Here is a 16,991-nt window from a genome sequence, read left to right on the forward strand (position 1 = left end):
CACGAGGTCCCTCAACCGCCCACGAGCGCGTCGTACACCTTGGCGAACCGCGCGCGCCGTCCCGCGTAGTGCTCGACGTGCGCGGGCCGGGGCTCGTACGTCGCTCCGGTGGCCCGGGGAGCGCGCGGGACGTCCGGTGCCAGCACGTCGAGCGCGAGCAGTGCCGTGCCACGCTGCGTCGCGCGCCGCCGGGTCACATGCGTGACGGGTCGCCCGAGCACGTCAGCAAGGATCTGGAGCCATTCAGGGTGGTCGTTGCTGACCCGTCCCGCCGCCGCGACCTCCACGACCTGCGGGGCGGCTGGGTGCAGTTCGTCGGCGACGCGCGCGTAGGTCATGGCCACGCCCTCGACGATCCCGCGGAACAGGGCGTCGGCGTCCGTGGCCGCCGACACCCCGCCGAACACGGCGCGTGCCCCACCGACCCAGCCGGGCGCGCGTTCGCCGGTGAGGTACGGCAGCACCAGCGGTGTGGCGTGGCTCGGCGGCGCGGTGAGGGCGACAGCGAGCGCAGAGCTGAGGCGCAACGTACCCTGCGCCCAACTGACGGCACGACCGACATCGTTGATCGCCCCGCCGAGCAGCGTGCGCCCTGCGTCGACCCGATAGTTCCAGAGCCCGGTCGGCAGGGGATCGGCAGGGCCGTCGAGCAGCACCCGTAGCGCACCGCTGGTCGCTGTCGCTGCGGTGAGCACTGTCGTGTCGGTCGCCCCGGACCCGATGTTGCTGGCGAAGCCGTCGGTGATGACAGGGAACCACGCGGCCCGAGCGAGGGCGGGCCAGCGCGCCGGGGCCGCGGAAGGTGCCGGCTCGGTCATGTCCCGCGGCGGGGAAAGCTGCTCGGGGTCGATGCCTACGGCAGCGAGCAGCTCGGCGTCGAGCCCGCCGGTGCGACGGTCGAGCAGGCCGGTCCACGCCACCGTGGACGTTCCGGCGAGCGGGTACCCGACCAGCCGAGCCAGGACGTACTCGCCCAGGGACCACCAGGCCGCGGCCGTAGCGACGACGCGGGGCTGCGCAGCCGCGAGCCAACGCAGGCGCGGGGCGTGGTAGCTCGTGTGCAGGCGGGCGCCGGTGCGCTGCTGCACCGCCTGCTCGTCGAGTTCCTCCCGCAACGCCGTGACCGCGTCGGCGCTGCGGGAGTCGGCATAGGTCAGGCACGGGGTGAGCGCGCGTCCGGCGGCGTCGACCGCGATCAGAGAGGCGGCGAAGGTGTCCATCGCGACGCCGGCGATGCGGGTCCCGAGCCGCAGGTCCCCGGTCACCGCGTCGAGGACCTGCTCGACCTCCCCGGTCACCTGATCGGGGTCGATGACCGAGGTGCCGTCAGGCGCGACCGTGAAGGCGTGCGGCACCTTGTACTGCAGGCCGCGGACCCGCCGGCCCGACGCGTCGTGCACGCCGCCCCGGGTGGCGGTGGAACCGATGTCCACCGCGAGGACCAGCGGGTCCAACGCCGAGTCGAGGGCGACGTCGTCGTCGGTCCGAGTCATCGTTGTCCTCGTCATTGTCGGCGCGAATCTCCGGCAAGATTAGCCAACCCTAGGCCAGGACGCCCGTCGTGGCCTGGTCAGGACACGACGCGACCGCCGCTTCACGCCAAGCTCGGGAAGCCTCGGTTGTGACGTGACTCTGGCAGCCAGGGCCAGTTGACAGTTTCTGGGCGACAATCCATGGGCCGGTGCAGGAGAGGATGAGCGTGAGTAGTTTGGAGTCGCTGCGGCAGTTGCTGCAGCAGTCACACCATGCGCGTCCGGATGATCTGCCGGAAATGGCGATGCGCGCGGCGCCTCTGCTGGACGCGCGTGCCCTGGTGATCTACCTGGTGGACCATCAGCAGCGGTTGCTGCTTCCGCTGCTGGGCGGCAGCGCGCCGGACCGCGTACCGATCGACATTGACGGCACCCTCGCCGGACGAGCGTTCAGCACCGCGTCGACCTGCGTCGGCGCCAGCGGCGAGGACGGTGTGCGGGTGTGGGTGCCGGTGGTCGACGGCAGCGAACGCATGGGCGTGCTGGAAGTTGTCGCCGACGGCCCGCTGGCTGACGACAGCGTTGACGATTGCGCCGCTGTCGCGTCCCTCCTCGCCGAGCTGGTGGTGACGCGAAGTTCGTACAGCGACACGATCGAGCGGCTCCGGCGCCGGGCACCGATGCAGCTGGCCGCGGAGATGTTGCGTGCGCAGCTGCCGCCGTTGACGTTCTCGACCGGGCATCTGATCATCAGCGGCATCCTCGAACCGTGCTACGACGTGGGCGGTGACGCGTTCGACTACGCGGTCAACGGTGACACCGCGCACTTGGCGTTGTTCGACGCGGCCGGTCATGGCTCCATTGGCGGGATGCGGGCCGTGGTGCTCGCTTCCATCGCCCTCGCCGCCTACCGCAACGCCCGGCGCACCGGCCTGGACCTGACCGCCACTTACCATCACATCGATGCTGCAGTGCGCGACCACGACCGGTACGGGATGATCACGGCAGTGCTCGCCGAGCTCGACCAGCGCACCGGAATCCTGCAGGTCATCTCCGCCGGCCACCCGAGTGGGATCGTGCTGCGCGACGGCCACGTCGTCAAGGTTCTGCCCACCCCGACCGCCCTTCCGGTCACCCTCGGTGACCGACGCCCGCCGGTGGTCGTCGAGGAAGCCCTCGAACCCGGCGACCAGGTACTGCTGTACACCGACGGCATCATCGAAGCCCGCACATCCGACGGCGAGACGTTCGGAATGGAACGGCTCGTCGAGTTCGCCACCAGAGCAGTCGCCGATCAACTGCCCCTGCCCGAGACCGCCCGCCGACTCGTGCACGCCATCCTCGACCATCAGGACGACCGCCTGCAGGACGACGCCACCGTCCTGCTCGCCGAATGGCGCAGCCCCGCACCCCCACACTCGGACCAGGAAACGATCAACGCACCGACCCACCATCCACTACAAACGCAGTCGTAACCTCATCGAGCGAGCGGGCCCGGGTGTGCGCCTGAACGTCTGGCAGGACGGGTGAACCTGCTGCCGATGCCCCGCGGAGGTGTGAGCTGGCAGCACTACGGATGCCTACACCGGCGGAGCCCTGGCCGAGCTCGCTGGCAGGGCCGGAGGCCATCGCCCGTACCGCCCGGGAGACTCAGGCCACCGACCTGTCGCAGCGCATTCAGCTCAATGGGCCTCGCGACGAACTGCGCTACAGCTGCTGCCCGGCGTGAGCACCAGTTGAACGACGACCTGAGCGGAGTGGCGAGGGTGATCGAGCGCGACGGAGTGCGGTTTGTGTCCCTACTACTTCCGCGGGCGGTTACGGCGGTGGTGGACGAGCAGCGCGACCGCGCAGAGCACCGCCACCAGGCCGAACGCCGAGCTGATCCACTGGTTGTCCGCCGCGGTCGACAGCACCACGTTGGCCGCCGCGCTGATGAAGAGCACCAGCCACAGCAGCGGGCGTAGCAGGCCGCCCGGCTTCTTCGGTGCGGCGACCGGCGCCTCGGTGATGCGGTACGGATCGGTCATGACTGCCTCCTTGGGTGAACGTTTCTCGATGCCGTCAACGCTAGGCGGGGCGCGCGGCGGGGACGATCCCGCCAGCTCGACGACCGTGGTACAGCAGGCTGTACCTTCCGCGCCAGGCGTTGCCGGGCGCGGCCCGTGGTGGCCTATGTTGGCGGGGGGAGGTGGGTCGATGGCGTACGTGCGGGGCCGGGTTCGCGCCTCGGTCGACGCCCTGGAGCACCTGGTCGGAGGGCTGGGCACGGCCACGCTGGCGCTGGGCGCGCTGCTCTGGGCGGCGATCGTGGCGGTGACCTGCTTGGGCGGGGTGGGGCTGCTGGCGGCGCCCGGCGCGTTGCGGGCGGTGCGCTGGGTGGCCGACCGTGAGCGGGCCCGGCTGTCCCGCTGGGGCGAGCCGATCCCCACGCCGGGGCCGGTGCCGACCGGTTTGCGGACGGCGATGCGGGATCCGTTCGTGCGCCGGGAGCTCGGCTGGGTCGCGCTGTACTCACTCATCGGCCTGGTGACCGGGCTGGTCGGCCTCGCGCTGCCGCTCTATGCGGTGCAGGACGCCACCTTCCCGCTGTGGTACCGGCTGGTCCCCCCCGACGCCGCGCCGGGGATCGTCTGGTGGCGCATCGACGGCTTGTCCGATGCACTCGCGGTCGGGTTGCTCGGGGTGGGCTGGCTGGCCGCCGCGATCTGGTTCAGCCCGGTCCTGGCCCGTCTCCAGGCGTGGCCGGGCCGGTTGCTGCTGCCTCCGCCGCCGGGCGTCGACCTGTCGCTGCGGGTGGCCGAGCTGACCGCCACCCGCGCTGCGGCGCTGGACGCCCACGCTGTCGAACTGCGCCGGATCGAGCGGTCGCTGCACGACGGCACCCAGAACCGGTTGGTGGCGGTCAACGTGTTGCTGGGTGCCGCGCGGCGGGCCGTGCGCCGCAATCCGGATCGCGCCGACGAGATCCTCGGGCAGGCGCAGGACGCTGCGGAACAGGCACTGGGCGAGCTGCGTACGGTGGTGCGCGGGATCCTGCCGCCCGTGCTGGACGACCGGGGTCTCGCGGGCGCGTTGGCGGGCCTGGCCGGCAGCTGCGTGGTGCCCTGCCGACTCGAGGTGGACGTGGCTGTGCGGTGCGCGGCCTCGGTCGAGGCCACCGCGTACTTCGTGGTGGCGGAGGCGCTGACCAACGTCGTCCGGCACAGCGGTGCGAGCCGAGTGGACGTGGCCGTGCGCCGCGAGCGCGGGCGGCTGCTGGTGTGCATTGAGGACGACGGGCACGGCGACGCGGACGAGACACGTGGTTCAGGGCTCACCGGCATCCGCCGGCGGGTCGAGGCGTACGACGGCCGGATGACACTGACGAGCCCTCCGGGAGGGCCGACGAGAATGGACGTGGAGCTGCCATGCGGATCGTGATCGCCGAGGACGACCCGCTGCTGCGTGAGGGGCTGGCTCTGCTGCTGCGGGCGGAGGATCTGGACGTGGTCGCCACGGCCGGTACTCCGGGCGAGTTCCTGGTCGCCGTCGACGAACATGCGCCGGACGTCGCGATCGTGGACGTACGGATGCCGCCGACCCACACCGACGAGGGCATCGTGGCCGCGGTGGAGGCCCGGCGGCGGCGCCCCGGCCTCGCGGTGCTGGTCCTGTCGGCGTACGTGGAGCAGGCATTCGCCACCGACCTGTTCTCGGTCGGCGCCGTCGGGCTTGGTTATCTGTTGAAGGAGCGGGTGGGCCGGGTCGAGGAGTTCCTCGCCGCGCTGCACCGGGTCGCGGACGGCGGCAGCGTGATCGACCCGGAGGTGGTGGCGCAGTTGCTCGCCCGCAACCGTCGGACGGACACGGCGCTGAGCGAGCTGTCGCCGCGTGAGCGTGAGGTGCTGGGGCTGATGGCCGAAGGGCTCGGTAACAGCGCGATCGCCGAGCGGCTGTTCGTCACCGACGGCGCGGTGCACAAGCACATCCGCAGTATCTTCTCGAAGCTTCAGCTTCCACCGGACGACCAGGCCGACCGCCGGGTCACCGCGGTGCTGCGCTACCTGGACGGCGGTCGGCGGTAGCGCCTGCTGTACCCGGACCTGGCAGCCCGCGGGATGGTCGCCGTTCTCTCACGTCAATAGCGTTTCTGGTGCGCGCAGTTCTTGCCGATGACACGGAGAGAGGCCACCAGAATGCCGGACTATCCGGGACAGACCATCGAATCGGCGGTACGCGTCGAACAACTCACCCGCGTGTACGGCGCCGGCCGTAACCAGGTGGCTGCGCTTGCGGGCATCGATGTCGGCTTCGACCGGGGGACCTTCACCGCGGTGATGGGGCCGTCGGGCTCCGGCAAGAGCACGCTGCTGCAGACCGCGGCCGGGCTCGACCGGCCCACCTCCGGTCGGGTGGTCATCGGCGGCACCGACCTGTCGGGGTTGTCCGAGACCCGCCTGACCGAGCTGCGTCGTACACGGATCGGGTTTGTCTTCCAGGCATTCAACCTGATCGGCGCGCTCACCGTCGAGGAGAACATCGTGCTGCCCCTGCGCCTGGCCGGCGTCCGTCCGGACCGGGCCTGGCTGACCCAGGTGGTCGAGCGGGTCGGCCTCGCCGACCGACTGCACCACCGGCCGGCCGCGCTCTCCGGTGGCCAGCAGCAGCGGGTGGCGATCGCCCGGGCGCTGGCCACCCGCCCCGAGGTGATCTTCTCAGACGAGCCCACCGGCGCCCTCGACTCGCGGACCGCGGCGGAGGTGCTGACGCTGCTTCGCGCGGTCGTGGACGAACACGGGCTGACCGTGGTGATGGTGACCCACGATCCGATCGCCGCGTCGTACGCGGACCGTGTGCTCGTGTTGGCCGACGGTGCGATTGTCGGCGACCTTCCGCAGCTCGGAGCCGCCCGTATCGCCGAGCACCTGGCGTCGCTGGATCGGCGGGTCCTCCGATGATCGGGCTCGCCGCCCGCCTGCTGCGGCACCGTGCCGGCCCCGCCGCCGCGACCCTGCTGGCCCTGATCGCCGGCGTCCTGATCCTCGTAGCGATGGGCACCCTCGTCGAGTCCGGGCTGCGTTTCCGCCCGGAGCCACGGCTCTGGGCCGCGGCCGACGTGGTCGTCGCCAACCGCACGGTCAGCCACACGTTCAGGGAGTTCGACGGCGAGACCACCACGAGCACCGTCGCGCTGCCCGAGGGCGGCACGGTGGACGCGGCCCTGGTGGATCGAATCCGCCAGGTGCCGGGTGTCGCGGCCGTCACCGGCGACGAAGGGGTGCTGATCGGCTCACCGGCTGCCCTGGGACACGGCTGGGACACGTACGCCTTCACCAGTCGTCCCATCGCCGCGGGTGCCGCGCCCCGGGCCGACGACGAGGTGCTTGTCGACACCCGTCTCGGCGTGGCACCCGGCGACGGCATCGACCTGGTCGTCGGCGGGGTCAGGCGGTCGTACCGGGTGAGCGGAACCGCCGAGACCGGCTCGGCGGCGGTGTTCTTCACCGACGCGCAGGCCGCCCGGTTGTCCGCCCACCCGGGCCGGGTGGATGCGATCGGCGTGCGGATGGCGCCCGGCGCCGACGTCGGCGCGGTCCGCGACATCGCGTCGGCGGCCGGCGCCACGACGTACGTCGGAAAAGACCGTGGGAACGTCGAGCAGTCGGAGAACCAGGCCGCCCAGACGTTGCTGGTCGGGGCCGGATCGGCTTTCGGGGGGTACGTCGTCCTGCTGATCGTCTTCGTGGTGGCCGGCACCATCGGGCTGTCCGTCCGGCACCGTCGACGTGACCTGGCGTTACTACGTGCCGTCGCGGCCACGCCGGGGCAGGTGCGCCGCATGCTGGTCGCCGAGGCCGCGCTGCTCGCCCTGATCGGCTCGGCGATCGGCGGCCCGGCCGGTCTGCTGGCGGCCCGCTGGGTGCACGGCGAGCTGGTCGGGCGGGGGTTCGTGCCGGCCAGCTTCCCGATGGTCGGCGGCCTGTTCGCGGTGCCGGCCGCGGTCGGTACGGCGGTCCTCGTGGCGGTGCTCGCCGCGCTGGTCGCCGCACGCCGGGTCACCGGGATCAAGCCGATCGAGGCGCTCGGCGAGATCGCTGTCGAGCCTCGGCGTAGCGGCCGGGTGCGGCTGATCGCCGGCGTGCTGACGCTGGCGGCGGCCGGCACCTCCGGGGCGTTCACGCTCAGCGCCGGCGGGTCGACCGGGGCACTGGCCGGCGCGGTCGGCATGCTGTACCTGTTCGTCATCGCGGTGGCGCTGCTCGCGCCGAGGATCAACGCGTACGCGGCACGCCTGCTCACACCGTTGTTGCCGCGAATGTGGAGGGTCAGCGGCTACCTGGCCGCGGCCAATCTGCGGGCCAACGCGCAGGGCATGGCGACCGTCCTGACCGCCCTCGTGCTGTCCGTGGGGTTCGGCGGCTCGGTCTGGTTCCTGCAGACCAACCTGGAACGGCAGACCGCCACGCAGAGCAGCGCGGGGACCCTCGCCGAGCGGGTGCTTGTCGCTCCGGGTGGGCTGCCGGCGGACGCGGCGCGGGAGATCCGCGTGTTGGCCGGGGTGCAGGCGGCCACCGGTGTGCACCGTACGCAGGTGGTGGTGCGGGGGCTCGACGGAATCGAGCCGGTCAGCGCGCAGTCGGTCGACCCGGCGGGCATCGCGTCGACGATGGACCTGGCCGTGCGGGAGGGCAACCTGGCCGACCTGCGCGCGGGCACTGTCGCCCTGTCTGCGACGCAAGCGTCCTCGTCCGGCTGGGACGTCGGCGATCAGGCGGAACTCTGGCTGGGCGACGGCACCCCCGTCACGTTGGACGTCGTCGCGATCTACGACCGCGGCCTCGGCTTCGGCGACGTCACGCTGGCCGCCGAGACGGTCGCCGGGCACACGGCCGGGGATACCGACGACGAGATCCTGGTCAGCGCCGGCCCGGAGGCCGACACCGCGTTGGCCACGTGGTCGGCTGGGCGGCCGGGCACCGAGGTTCTCGACGCCGCCACCCGTACGCGCCTGATCAGCACCGATCTGGCGCTCGGCGCCTGGCTGAACCGGCTGCTGATCGGCGTGATGGTGGGGTACGCGGCGCTGGCGGCGGCCACCACGATGGTGATGGCCGCGCTGGCCCGCCGCCGCGAGTTGGCGTTGCTGCAACTGGTCGGGGTCACCCGCCGTCAGATTCGGCGGATGGTGCAGGCCGAACAGGCCGGGCTCCTTGGCAGCGCGGTGCTGATCGGCGTGACGATCGCGGCGCTGACCCTGAGCGCGATCGTCAACGGACTGACCGGCAGCCCGATCCCGTACGTCCCGCCGCTCGGTTGGGTGGCGGTGCTCGGCGGCACGACACTGCTGGCGTTGGCAACCACCGTGTGGCCGGTCCGACGGCTGCTCGGCGCTCCCCCGATCGACAACATCGGTGTGAAGGAGTAGGCGTCGCGGCTCGAACATCGGCGACCGTGCCGCCTCGGCGTACATCGCTGAGGCGGCACGGTCGGGACTGACATCACGACCACATGTGTCGAGAGCCTCCGAGCGAGCGGGGCTCCAGATCAGCAGCCGAGCCGCTCACTCGAGAGGGCGATGTCGTCAACCCAGAGGTCGAACTCCCCCGGTGTCGTGCCGCCCTGGTAAAGCTGCCAGCCGATCTTCACCGTGTCGACCGTCGGCAGGACGAAGGGAACATCATTGCCACCGTGGTCACTCGTGGAGGCTGTCAGCTCCGGGTTCGCCACGCCATTGATCCACACCGCGACGCGGTTGTCCGCCGCGTCCATCTTCCACTCGAAGCACTGCCAGGTGTCCTCAGCGACCGGGGCGGACTCCCGCCAGTTGGTCCAGTCGCCGGTCGGACCGCCGTCGGCCCCGACCCCCCAGAAGGTTCCGGGGACCGTGGGCGCGTACTGGCCACCGACCGGACGGACGACCTCCGCGCTGCCGGTGCCGGTTGCTTCCACCAGCGTGAAGTGCGCCCAGTCCGGGGCCGTGGGGAAGGCATCGACGCGCAGACGCATCCGGCCGTAGAAGCGGTTGCCCGGTGCGGCGAAGTCGTCGACGCGCAGGAAGGCGCGGCCGTTGTCAACCGTGTGGATGTGCAGCACCTGGTTACCGCGACGGGCACGTTCGACGGTGAGCGTGCCGTGGCGTGTGTCGATGCCCCAGTTCAACGTGTTGGGCCCCCCGGGAGGCAGTCGCTCGAAGTCCTCGCAGAAGAGAAGGCCACGGGGGCACGAGGGCGGGGAGGCCCCCGATGCGCCGGCCGGATTGCTGCCGACTGCGGCGCCGAGGATCAGGGCGGCGCTGAACACCGCGAGAACACTGCGCATCGTCATCCTCCATGACGGCTGTGCCCCACCACAGGGGCCGGGCCAGCAGGATTTTCCGGCCATCCGACGCTGAGGCGCTCCCGCTCGCACCGCTGCGGTGCGGGGTGCCTCCGCGCTGCGACGATCCGAGCTATTCCGGCACGGCCACATCGCATCGATGAGCATCATCATATGTGATGAGGTTGACTTCGGTCCCGGCTGCGTAGGCGGGTCAGACCGACCCCGGCTGAGGGTGACCTGGACCGGAGTCGGTGCGTCCATGGCCAGCTCGATCCAGAGAAAGGTCGGTCGATCCCCACAGCAGGGCGAGCAGTCGCAACGTGCGACGACGCTATTCGCCCTTGGTCGGTGCGGGCGAGCGGCCGCGGTAGCCGATGGCGCCCTCGCCCACCCGCTGGTAGGTGCCGACGAATGCGTCGCCAGGGCCGGTGAACGCGACCGTCCCGGTGTTGCCGCGCTTGTCCCGCCAGCTCGCCCTGGCCAATGGCAACGAGTCGGCACCGATCGCGAAGGTGATCCCGTTCGAGCGGTACCAGCCGCCGCCCCATCCCTCCTCCGTGTCGTACCGGTGTTTCGCCATGCCGGCGTCGGGGTGATCGGCCCGCCACCGCCCGGTCAGCGAGCCGCGCAACTCGTGCGGCGACTCCGCACCAGCCGGCCGGCACCAGCCGTAGAAGCTGACGCTGGTCCCAGCTAGTTGCCGCCCTGGTCGTGTGGGACGGTGACGGTGACGGTGCAGCCGACCGGCCGTCCGATCTCGTCGTGGCCGGTGTACGTGAGGTGGTACACCCGGTCCCCCGCGTTGCCGGCTCGTTCGGCCCGCAGCTTGCCACTCGTGTCCGGCGTGCCGATGGCGAATCCGCTGACGTCCGCGGCGTCACTCCCGGTCACGCTGGCCAGGGTGAACGCGTTCGGGCCGAGCACCCCGTCGTGCAGGTCGAGGCGTACGCGCACGCACGGGCGCAGGGCCGGGACCCGCTCGCGCTCACCTCCGAGCAGAAGAGCTACTTCGACGGCTGGGTGAGCGAACGGCTGGTGCCGTTGACCGAGCGGTACTTCGCGGGGCACCGCATCGTGCTGGGACGGCGAGGCGCGAAGACGTTCACGGCGACCTTGACTCGCTTCGAGTCGGCGCGTGTCGAGCTGCCGTGGGACCGGCTCTTCGAAGTGGTCCTCGAACCTCGGCTGCGACTGTCCTGACACCTTCATCGCGTCGATCGCGGCCTCGAGGGCGACCTCCGAGCAGAACACCTGGCCATCCCGGTCTGCCCGTCGGGATGTGCCGACGATGACTGGTGGCGGCCCGCCGACAATCGGTGTGAAGGCCGGCGGGCCGCCACCAGGTTCATTCCCGGTTCAGCAGGTAAGCCCGGTCCGCGTCGATGGCCACGTCCACGTTGGTTCCCTCGGCCAGCGCATCCCGTGGGTCCTTGCCCGCCTCGGTCACCGTGACGGTGCCGCCGGTCGTCTCCACCTCGTAGTCGATGCTCGGCCCGTGGAACGTCGACCGCAGCACCACACCCAGGCCGGTCCCACCGTCGGTGACCGGGGACAACGTCACCGTCTCGGGACGGACCATGAGGTACGCGTCCCCCGATCCGGCCACCACCGTCGAGTGGGCGGGCACAGTCAGCCGCCGGCCGAGCACCGTCACCGTCGCCTTACCGTCGGCGATGCTCTCCGGCACCGTCTCGATGAAGTTGGCCCGACCGATGAAGTCCGCCACGAAGACACTGGCCGGGCGGGCGTAGATCTCGCCGGGCGTCGCCACCTGCTCGACCTTGCCCTTGTTCATCACCACGACCCGGTCGGACATGCTCATCGCTTCGTCCTGGTCGTGGGTGACGTAGATGCTGGTGATCCCGAACATCTTCTGGATGCGACGGATCTCGGTCCGCATGGCGTCGCGCAGCTTCGCGTCCAGATTCGACAGCGGCTCGTCGAACAGGAGCACCTTCGGCTGCACCACGAGCGCCCGGGCCAACGCGACCCGCTGCTGCTGGCCGCCGGAGAGCTCGTGCGGGCTACGATCCTCCAGACCGACGAGGTTCATGCTGGTCACCGCCATCCGCATGCCCTCGGCGATGTCGGCCTTGGTACGCCGCTGCAGCTTCAGCCCGTACGCGATGTTCTGCGCGACGGTCATGTGCGGGAACAGGGCGTAGCTCTGGAACACCATCGCCATCGGTCGACGCTGCGGTGGCATGTCGTCGATGGTCTTGCCGTCGAGCAGGATGCTGCCGCTCGTGGCGTCCTCGAAACCCGCCACCATGCGCAGCGTGGTGGTCTTGCCGCAGCCCGACGGGCCCAGCAGGGTGATGAACTCCCCCGGCAGGACGTCGAGCGAGACGCTGTCGACTGCGGTGACGTCCCCGGGACGGCTCCGGAAACGCTTGGTCAGGGCCTCGAGTTGCAGGCGTCCGGTGCTGGCCTCACCACGTCCGGCGGGTGCGAGCGCAGCGGCCTCGGTGGGCGCGGCGACGGTCATCGTTTCGGCCTTTCAGACTTGGCGGTGCGGTGCAGTGCGGCGCCCCCGCCGACGAGCAGTCGGATGATCGCGAAGGCGACCAGGACGAGCACGGTCAGCACCGTGCAGTAGGCGAATGCCACCCCGTACCGGCCGGTGCTCGCGGCGCTGAGCACCTGCGAAGTGATGATCTTCGTCTCCGGCGTGACCAGCAGCACGATGGTCGACACTGAGGTCATGCTGCGGGCGAAGCTGTAGCTCAGCCCGGTGAGCAGGGCCGGCTTGATCAACGGCAGGGTCACCCAACGGAACGTCTGCAGCGAGTTGGCCCCGAGGTCGGTCGACGCCTGCTCGATCTGCGGATGCAGCTGGGTCAGCGCACCGACAGCCGTCCGTTGCCCCGCCGGCACGCTACGGATCACGTACGCCACCACGATGGCCATCGCGCCAGCGGCGACGGCGCTGCCGCCCACCAGGCTGGGGAACACCAGGTAGTCGCCGATGTACCGCTCCGGCCGGTAGGCGAGGACGAAGCCGATGCCCAGCACGGTGCCCGGCACGGCGACACCCAACGTGCCGCCGAGGTCAAGCAACCAGGCGGTACGTCGCAGGTGACGAACCACCAGCCAGGCGATGAGCAGACCGAGGAGGGCGGCGATCGGAGTGGCGATGACCGCGAACGTCAACGTGTCGAGGACGGCCTCCACTCCCACCCCGAGCAGTACCTCCTTGAGGTACTCGAGGGTGAAGGTGTTGTCCACGCCGAACACCTTGGTCACCGAACCCAGGATGACCGTGCTGTAGATACTCACGATGACCGCGGCGGCGAACAGCGCCAGGGCGTACACCGGCCACCGGCTCCAGCCGGTTACCAGGTGCACGGAGCCGGACGGTCGCCCGGTGATGGTGGTGCGCACCTTGCGGTTGAGCCACCACCGCTGGCCGAAGTACATCGCCAGGGAAGGCACCAGCAGGATCACGCAGTAGACGGCGGCGCTGGTGGTGTCGTACTCACCGGTGACCGCCAGGTAGGCGCGGCTGGCCAGCACCGTGTAGTCGCCACCGAGCACCAGCGGATTGGCCAGGTCGGCGATCGCCTCCACGAACAGCAGCAGGAACGGGGCGACGAGCCCGGGGGCCAACAGCGGCAGGATCACGCGGCGCATGATCTGCCAGCGGCTGGCACCCATGTTCATCGCCGCCTCCTCCAGTGCCGGATCCAGGCCCCGCATCATGCCGAGCAGGCCCAGGTACGCCACCGGAAACAGCGACAGCGACAGCACGATCACCAGGCCGTCGAGGCCGTAGATGTCGTACTCCAGCCCGAACACGCCGTTGCTGATCACACCGCGCCGGCCGTAGAGCACCACCGTGGCGGTGGCGACCGCGAACGGCGGGCTGACGATCGGCATGAGGGCGATGAGGTGCAGGATCTTCTTACCCGGCACGTCCAGTCGGGCCTGGACGAACGCGAACAGGAACCCCAGGGCGGTGCCGCACAACCCGACCAGCGCCCCGAGCACCAACGTGTTGCGCAGGATGCCGAGATCGACGGAGGAGCTGAAGAACTCGACGTACCGGGGCAGCGCGTCCGGCGCGAAGGCAGTGGCCAGCACCGCCACGAGCGGGACCGCCGCACCGATCACCACCACCGCCGCACAGATCCCGACCAGGACCCGCAGCCCCGCGCCGAGGCGGCGGCGCCGCCGCGGCGCGACCGCCTCGGGTGGGGTCGGGGTGATCACCCCGGGATCGGACAACAACGTGGTCATGACTTCGGCGCCTGCGCGACCTCGGTGTCGAACCGCTTGTTGAGCGCCGACTTCGCCTTACCTGCCGCCACCGCGTCGTAATCCACCATCTTGATGCCGGAGAGCGGGATGACCTTCTCCGACACCTTCGCGCCCGGGTTCGTCGGGAACTGGTACGCCTTGACGCTCGGGCCGACCTCCTGCGCCTCGGTGGTGAGGGCCCAGTCGACGAACTTGCGGGCGCTGGTCGGGTTCTTGGCGTTCTTCACCAGGGCGACACCGCCGGTCTCGTAACCGGTCCCCTCCGCTGGAAAACTCAGCCTCAGGTCGGGGAAGCCTGCCTCCATGGTGGCCACGCAGTCGTGCGCGAAGATGACGCCCACCGCGACCTCACCACGGGCGGTCATCTGAGCAGGCGCCGAGCCGGACTTGGTGTACTGCAGGACGTTCGGGTGCAGCTTGCGCATGTAGTCCAGCGCCTTGCCCTCGTCGCCGGCGGCCAGCTGCACCTGGGTCCAGAGCGTCGTGTACGCGGTGCCCGAGGTCGATGGGTGCGCGATGCCGATGTCCTTGGCGAGCTTCTGGTTGAGCAGGGCCGTCCACGAGTCGGGAAGCCCGATTCCCCGCTCCGTCAGCAGCTTGCTGTTGCTGCAGAAGCCCAGGGCACCGACGTAGACGCCGGTCCAGACGCCCTGCGGGTCCTTGTACTTGGCCGGGATGACACCCGCGTTCGGCGAGACGTAGGGCTCCAGGAGCCCCTCGTCGCCGGCGGAGGCGTACCCGTCGGCGGGCCCGCCGTACCAGACGTCGAACTCCGCGTTGCCCTTGCCGGCCTTGATGCGCGCCAGCGCCTCGCCGCTGGAGAGCCGCACGAAGTCGGCCTTCACCCCCGTGGACTCGGTGAACTTCTTCGTGGTCGCCGCGCACCAGTCCTCGGTGGCGCCGCACACCACGTGCACCACACCGCCGTCCTTGCTGGCCTCGGCGCCACCCTCGCGGGCGCAGCCGGCCGCACCCAGCAGCAGCGAGGCCGCCATCGCTGTCGCCAGCAGTGCGCGGTTGCCCCGTATCCTGTTCGTCGCCATGACGTGGTCTCCCCTACTTAGCCGCCCGAATCAATGCGAGTGGTGTGACGGCCACGTTAAGGGCGTGTGAACGGTGCCCCGGTGACGGCGGTGTAAGTAATGGTGACGCCGCTGTCACCTGGCCGCCGGGGAGGCGTCCCCGTCCTCGGTGGCCATCTCGGGCATCAGGTAGCCGACCCCCCGCAGGGTGCGCACGTACGCCGATCCGTTCGGTGTCCCGGCGAGCCGGGAGCGCAGCCGGTACACCGCGGACTTCACCACGTCTCGTCCGCCGATCAGGTCCGTGGTGCCCCAGACCTCCCGCAGCAGGTCCTGCCACGACTGCGGCACGCCGCGGCGCACCGCCAGGTGGTGCAGCAGCTTGAACTCCGTGAACGGCAGGTCGAGCCGGTGCTGCGCCAACGTCGCGGTCTGGGTGGCCGGCTCGATGACCAGCTCACCGACCCGGACCGTGGTGCCCGCCCCCCGGCGGCGACGCACCAGCGCCTGCGCCCGCAGCGCCACCTCCCGGGGGTGGAACGGCTTGGTGACGTAGTCGTCGGCACCGTGCTCCAGCCCAGCGATGATGTCGTCACGCTGGGCCAGCGCGGTGAGGAACATGATGGGCGCCTCCGAGCGCGCGCGAATCCGCTGGCACAGGGCCAGCCCGTCCATCGTGGGCATCATGACGTCCAGCACCACGAGGTCCACCGAATGCGTCCGCAGCAGGTGCAGGGCGGTAGCGCCGTCGTGGGCGGTGAGGACGGTGAAGCCCTGGGTCTGCAGAGCGAACTCCACGATGATCGTCATCTGCGGCTCATCGTCGACCACCAGCGCGGTGGGCCCGCTCCCGGGCTGCTCGCCGGCGCGCGTCACGACCGGTCCGGCAGGGTCAGGAGGATGGTGGTCCCCCGGGACGACGCCGTGTGCACCATGATTTCGCCTCCGTGCAGCTCCACGATCGTCTTCGTGATCACCAGGCCGAGGCCGGTGCCGTCGGCCAACGGGCGACCCGTGGCGAAGCGGTGGAACAGGCGTTGCCGCTCCGCCTGACTCATGCCCGCACCGTCGTCGGATACGTACACCGCCACGCCATTGTCGATCAGCATGACCCGCACGTCGAGATTCCCGCCGGTCGTGGTGAATCGGCTCGCGTTCGACAGCAGGTTGGTCAGCGCCTGGGTCAGCAGCATCGGGTCCGCCCGGATGCGCGGCATCACCTGCGGCATGTCGAGGCTGATCCGTTGCTGCCGCTGCGCACACAACGGCCGCATCGCGGTCACCACCTCACGCACCACCACCGACACGTCCACCCTCTCCAGGTGTGGCGTGAACAGCCCCGCCTCGATCTTGGCTTGGATCAGCAGGCTCTCGCACAGCCCAATGACCTGCGTGGACTGCTGGTCCAGGACCTGCAGGAAGCGGGCCTGCGCAGCGGTGAGCGGCCCGGGGGTGCCCTCCCGCAACAGATCGACCGCCCCCTTGATCATGCTCAACGGGGTCCGCAGCTCATGGCTCAACGCGGTCACCTGCTCCGCCCGCCGCTCCACCAACTGTTCGAGCTGTGCCAGCTCGTTGCTCCTCGCGGCGGCCGTGCGACGCATGCTCAGCGCCATGATCGAAGCGCCGACGACACCGCCGACCACGGAGGCCACCGCCACCACCCAAGCGGTGTCCATGCTCGGTCCTCCTCCCATCGGTGGCCCGCCGAAACGGTCGCGGTCCGGCAGGGACGCGGCAGATGTCGGGACCGTGTTAACCGCCGAGTGAACAGTCGACGTTACAGCCGAGTGGACAGTGGACGTAGGTTAGCTTGCCCCGGGCAACCACTTCGCGGGCGCGTGCCCCGGCACAGTTCACGCTGGTCGGGTGCCGTCTCGGCGGGCTGCCAATCAACCGAACGCCCCGACATGGTCGTCACGCTCCATCAGTGATC

The 16,991-nt window shown here is 70.5% G+C and carries 16 protein-coding genes; 6 read left to right on the forward strand and 10 right to left on the reverse strand.

The window, feature by feature from the left end:
* Positions 1-11: 11 nt before the first annotated feature.
* Complete coding sequence (locus tag HNR22_RS08410) at positions 12-1,493, reverse strand: gluconokinase (protein ID WP_179779875.1); 1,482 nt, start codon at positions 1,491-1,493, stop codon at positions 12-14.
* A gap of 206 nt (positions 1,494-1,699) precedes the next feature.
* Here HNR22_RS08410 and HNR22_RS08415 point away from each other — a divergent pair, with 206 nt between their 5' ends.
* Positions 1,700-2,947 (forward strand): SpoIIE family protein phosphatase, encoded by a 1,248-nt coding sequence (locus tag HNR22_RS08415; RefSeq protein WP_179779876.1) that lies wholly within the window; start codon positions 1,700-1,702, stop codon positions 2,945-2,947.
* A gap of 327 nt (positions 2,948-3,274) precedes the next feature.
* Here HNR22_RS08415 and HNR22_RS08420 read toward each other — a convergent pair whose 3' ends face one another.
* The gene (locus HNR22_RS08420; RefSeq protein WP_179779877.1) at positions 3,275-3,502 is read right to left on the reverse strand and encodes a hypothetical protein; all 228 of its coding nucleotides are present in this window, start codon (positions 3,500-3,502) and stop codon (positions 3,275-3,277) included.
* 169 nt (positions 3,503-3,671) lie between these two features.
* Between HNR22_RS08420 and HNR22_RS08425 the strand changes: the two genes are divergently transcribed.
* From HNR22_RS08425 to HNR22_RS08440, 4 genes are all read left to right on the forward strand, one after another.
* Entirely contained in the window at positions 3,672-4,895 is a 1,224-nt protein-coding gene (locus HNR22_RS08425) for a sensor histidine kinase (protein WP_179779878.1), read from the forward strand.
* Positions 4,883-5,539 (forward strand): response regulator transcription factor, encoded by a 657-nt coding sequence (locus tag HNR22_RS08430; protein WP_091404623.1) that lies wholly within the window; start codon positions 4,883-4,885, stop codon positions 5,537-5,539. Before HNR22_RS08425 ends, HNR22_RS08430 begins: the two co-directional genes overlap by 13 nt.
* Positions 5,540-5,650: 111 nt before the next feature.
* Positions 5,651-6,412 (forward strand): ABC transporter ATP-binding protein, encoded by a 762-nt coding sequence (locus HNR22_RS08435; RefSeq protein ID WP_179783465.1) that lies wholly within the window; start codon positions 5,651-5,653, stop codon positions 6,410-6,412.
* Positions 6,409-8,880 carry an ABC transporter permease gene (locus tag HNR22_RS08440; RefSeq protein ID WP_179779879.1) on the forward strand — a complete coding sequence of 824 codons (2,472 nt, stop codon included), beginning with the start codon at positions 6,409-6,411 and terminating at the stop codon, positions 8,878-8,880. The genes HNR22_RS08435 and HNR22_RS08440 overlap by 4 nt, the downstream gene beginning before the upstream one ends.
* Positions 8,881-8,999: 119 nt before the next feature.
* Here the strand turns inward: HNR22_RS08440 and HNR22_RS08445 are convergent, their stop codons facing one another.
* From HNR22_RS08445 to HNR22_RS08455, 3 genes are all read right to left on the reverse strand, one after another.
* Entirely contained in the window at positions 9,000-9,773 is a 774-nt protein-coding gene (locus HNR22_RS08445; RefSeq protein WP_179779880.1) for a hypothetical protein, read from the reverse strand.
* A 331-nt stretch (positions 9,774-10,104) separates the two neighbouring features.
* Entirely contained in the window at positions 10,105-10,404 is a 300-nt protein-coding gene (locus tag HNR22_RS08450) for a hypothetical protein (protein WP_179779881.1), read from the reverse strand.
* Between the two features lie 62 nt (positions 10,405-10,466).
* On the reverse strand, positions 10,467-10,727 hold the full coding sequence (locus HNR22_RS08455; protein WP_179778424.1) for a hypothetical protein: 261 nt from the start codon (positions 10,725-10,727) through the stop codon (positions 10,467-10,469).
* On the opposite strand from HNR22_RS08455, the gene HNR22_RS08460 reads away from it, so the two are divergent.
* Positions 10,704-10,973 (forward strand): DUF4127 family protein, encoded by a 270-nt coding sequence (locus HNR22_RS08460; protein ID WP_246380760.1) that lies wholly within the window; start codon positions 10,704-10,706, stop codon positions 10,971-10,973. The genes HNR22_RS08455 and HNR22_RS08460 overlap by 24 nt on opposite strands.
* A 145-nt stretch (positions 10,974-11,118) precedes the next feature.
* On the opposite strand, the gene HNR22_RS08465 is transcribed toward HNR22_RS08460, so the two are convergent.
* The 5 genes from HNR22_RS08465 to HNR22_RS08485 form a co-directional block, all read right to left on the reverse strand.
* Positions 11,119-12,261, reverse strand: coding sequence for an ABC transporter ATP-binding protein (locus tag HNR22_RS08465; RefSeq protein ID WP_179779882.1), 1,143 nt, complete (start codon positions 12,259-12,261; stop codon positions 11,119-11,121).
* Positions 12,258-14,012: an ABC transporter permease gene (locus tag HNR22_RS08470; RefSeq protein WP_218906254.1), complete on the reverse strand. Its 1,755-nt coding sequence runs from the start codon at positions 14,010-14,012 to the stop codon at positions 12,258-12,260. Before HNR22_RS08470 ends, HNR22_RS08465 begins: the two co-directional genes overlap by 4 nt.
* The gene (locus HNR22_RS08475; RefSeq protein WP_179779883.1) at positions 14,009-15,076 is read right to left on the reverse strand and encodes an ABC transporter substrate-binding protein; all 1,068 of its coding nucleotides are present in this window, start codon (positions 15,074-15,076) and stop codon (positions 14,009-14,011) included. Before HNR22_RS08475 ends, HNR22_RS08470 begins: the two co-directional genes overlap by 4 nt.
* Positions 15,077-15,190: 114 nt before the next feature.
* Positions 15,191-15,931 carry a response regulator transcription factor gene (locus HNR22_RS08480; RefSeq protein WP_343059739.1) on the reverse strand — a complete coding sequence of 247 codons (741 nt, stop codon included), beginning with the start codon at positions 15,929-15,931 and terminating at the stop codon, positions 15,191-15,193.
* On the reverse strand, positions 15,928-16,734 hold the full coding sequence (locus HNR22_RS08485; protein ID WP_179779885.1) for a sensor histidine kinase: 807 nt from the start codon (positions 16,732-16,734) through the stop codon (positions 15,928-15,930). The genes HNR22_RS08480 and HNR22_RS08485 overlap by 4 nt, the downstream gene beginning before the upstream one ends.
* Positions 16,735-16,991 lie beyond the last annotated feature (257 nt).

This window comes from Micromonospora jinlongensis (genome assembly GCF_013410645.1).
Lineage (GTDB): Bacteria > Actinomycetota > Actinomycetes > Mycobacteriales > Micromonosporaceae > Micromonospora > Micromonospora zamorensis.

Coding starts and splice junctions, on each gene's coding strand:
- HNR22_RS08410 (WP_179779875.1), bottom strand. CDS start 1,493: ATGACTCGGACCGACGACGACGTCGCCCTCGACTCGGCGTTGGACCCG.
- HNR22_RS08420 (WP_179779877.1), bottom strand. CDS start 3,502: ATGACCGATCCGTACCGCATCACCGAGGCGCCGGTCGCCGCACCGAAG.
- HNR22_RS08425 (WP_179779878.1), top strand. CDS start 3,672: ATGGCGTACGTGCGGGGCCGGGTTCGCGCCTCGGTCGACGCCCTGGAG.
- HNR22_RS08430 (WP_091404623.1), top strand. CDS start 4,883: ATGCGGATCGTGATCGCCGAGGACGACCCGCTGCTGCGTGAGGGGCTG.
- HNR22_RS08435 (WP_179783465.1), top strand. CDS start 5,651: ATGCCGGACTATCCGGGACAGACCATCGAATCGGCGGTACGCGTCGAA.
- HNR22_RS08440 (WP_179779879.1), top strand. CDS start 6,409: ATGATCGGGCTCGCCGCCCGCCTGCTGCGGCACCGTGCCGGCCCCGCC.
- HNR22_RS08445 (WP_179779880.1), bottom strand. CDS start 9,773: ATGCGCAGTGTTCTCGCGGTGTTCAGCGCCGCCCTGATCCTCGGCGCC.
- HNR22_RS08465 (WP_179779882.1), bottom strand. CDS start 12,261: ATGACCGTCGCCGCGCCCACCGAGGCCGCTGCGCTCGCACCCGCCGGA.
- HNR22_RS08470 (WP_218906254.1), bottom strand. CDS start 14,012: ATGACCACGTTGTTGTCCGATCCCGGGGTGATCACCCCGACCCCACCC.
- HNR22_RS08475 (WP_179779883.1), bottom strand. CDS start 15,076: ATGGCGACGAACAGGATACGGGGCAACCGCGCACTGCTGGCGACAGCG.
- HNR22_RS08485 (WP_179779885.1), bottom strand. CDS start 16,734: ATGGACACCGCTTGGGTGGTGGCGGTGGCCTCCGTGGTCGGCGGTGTC.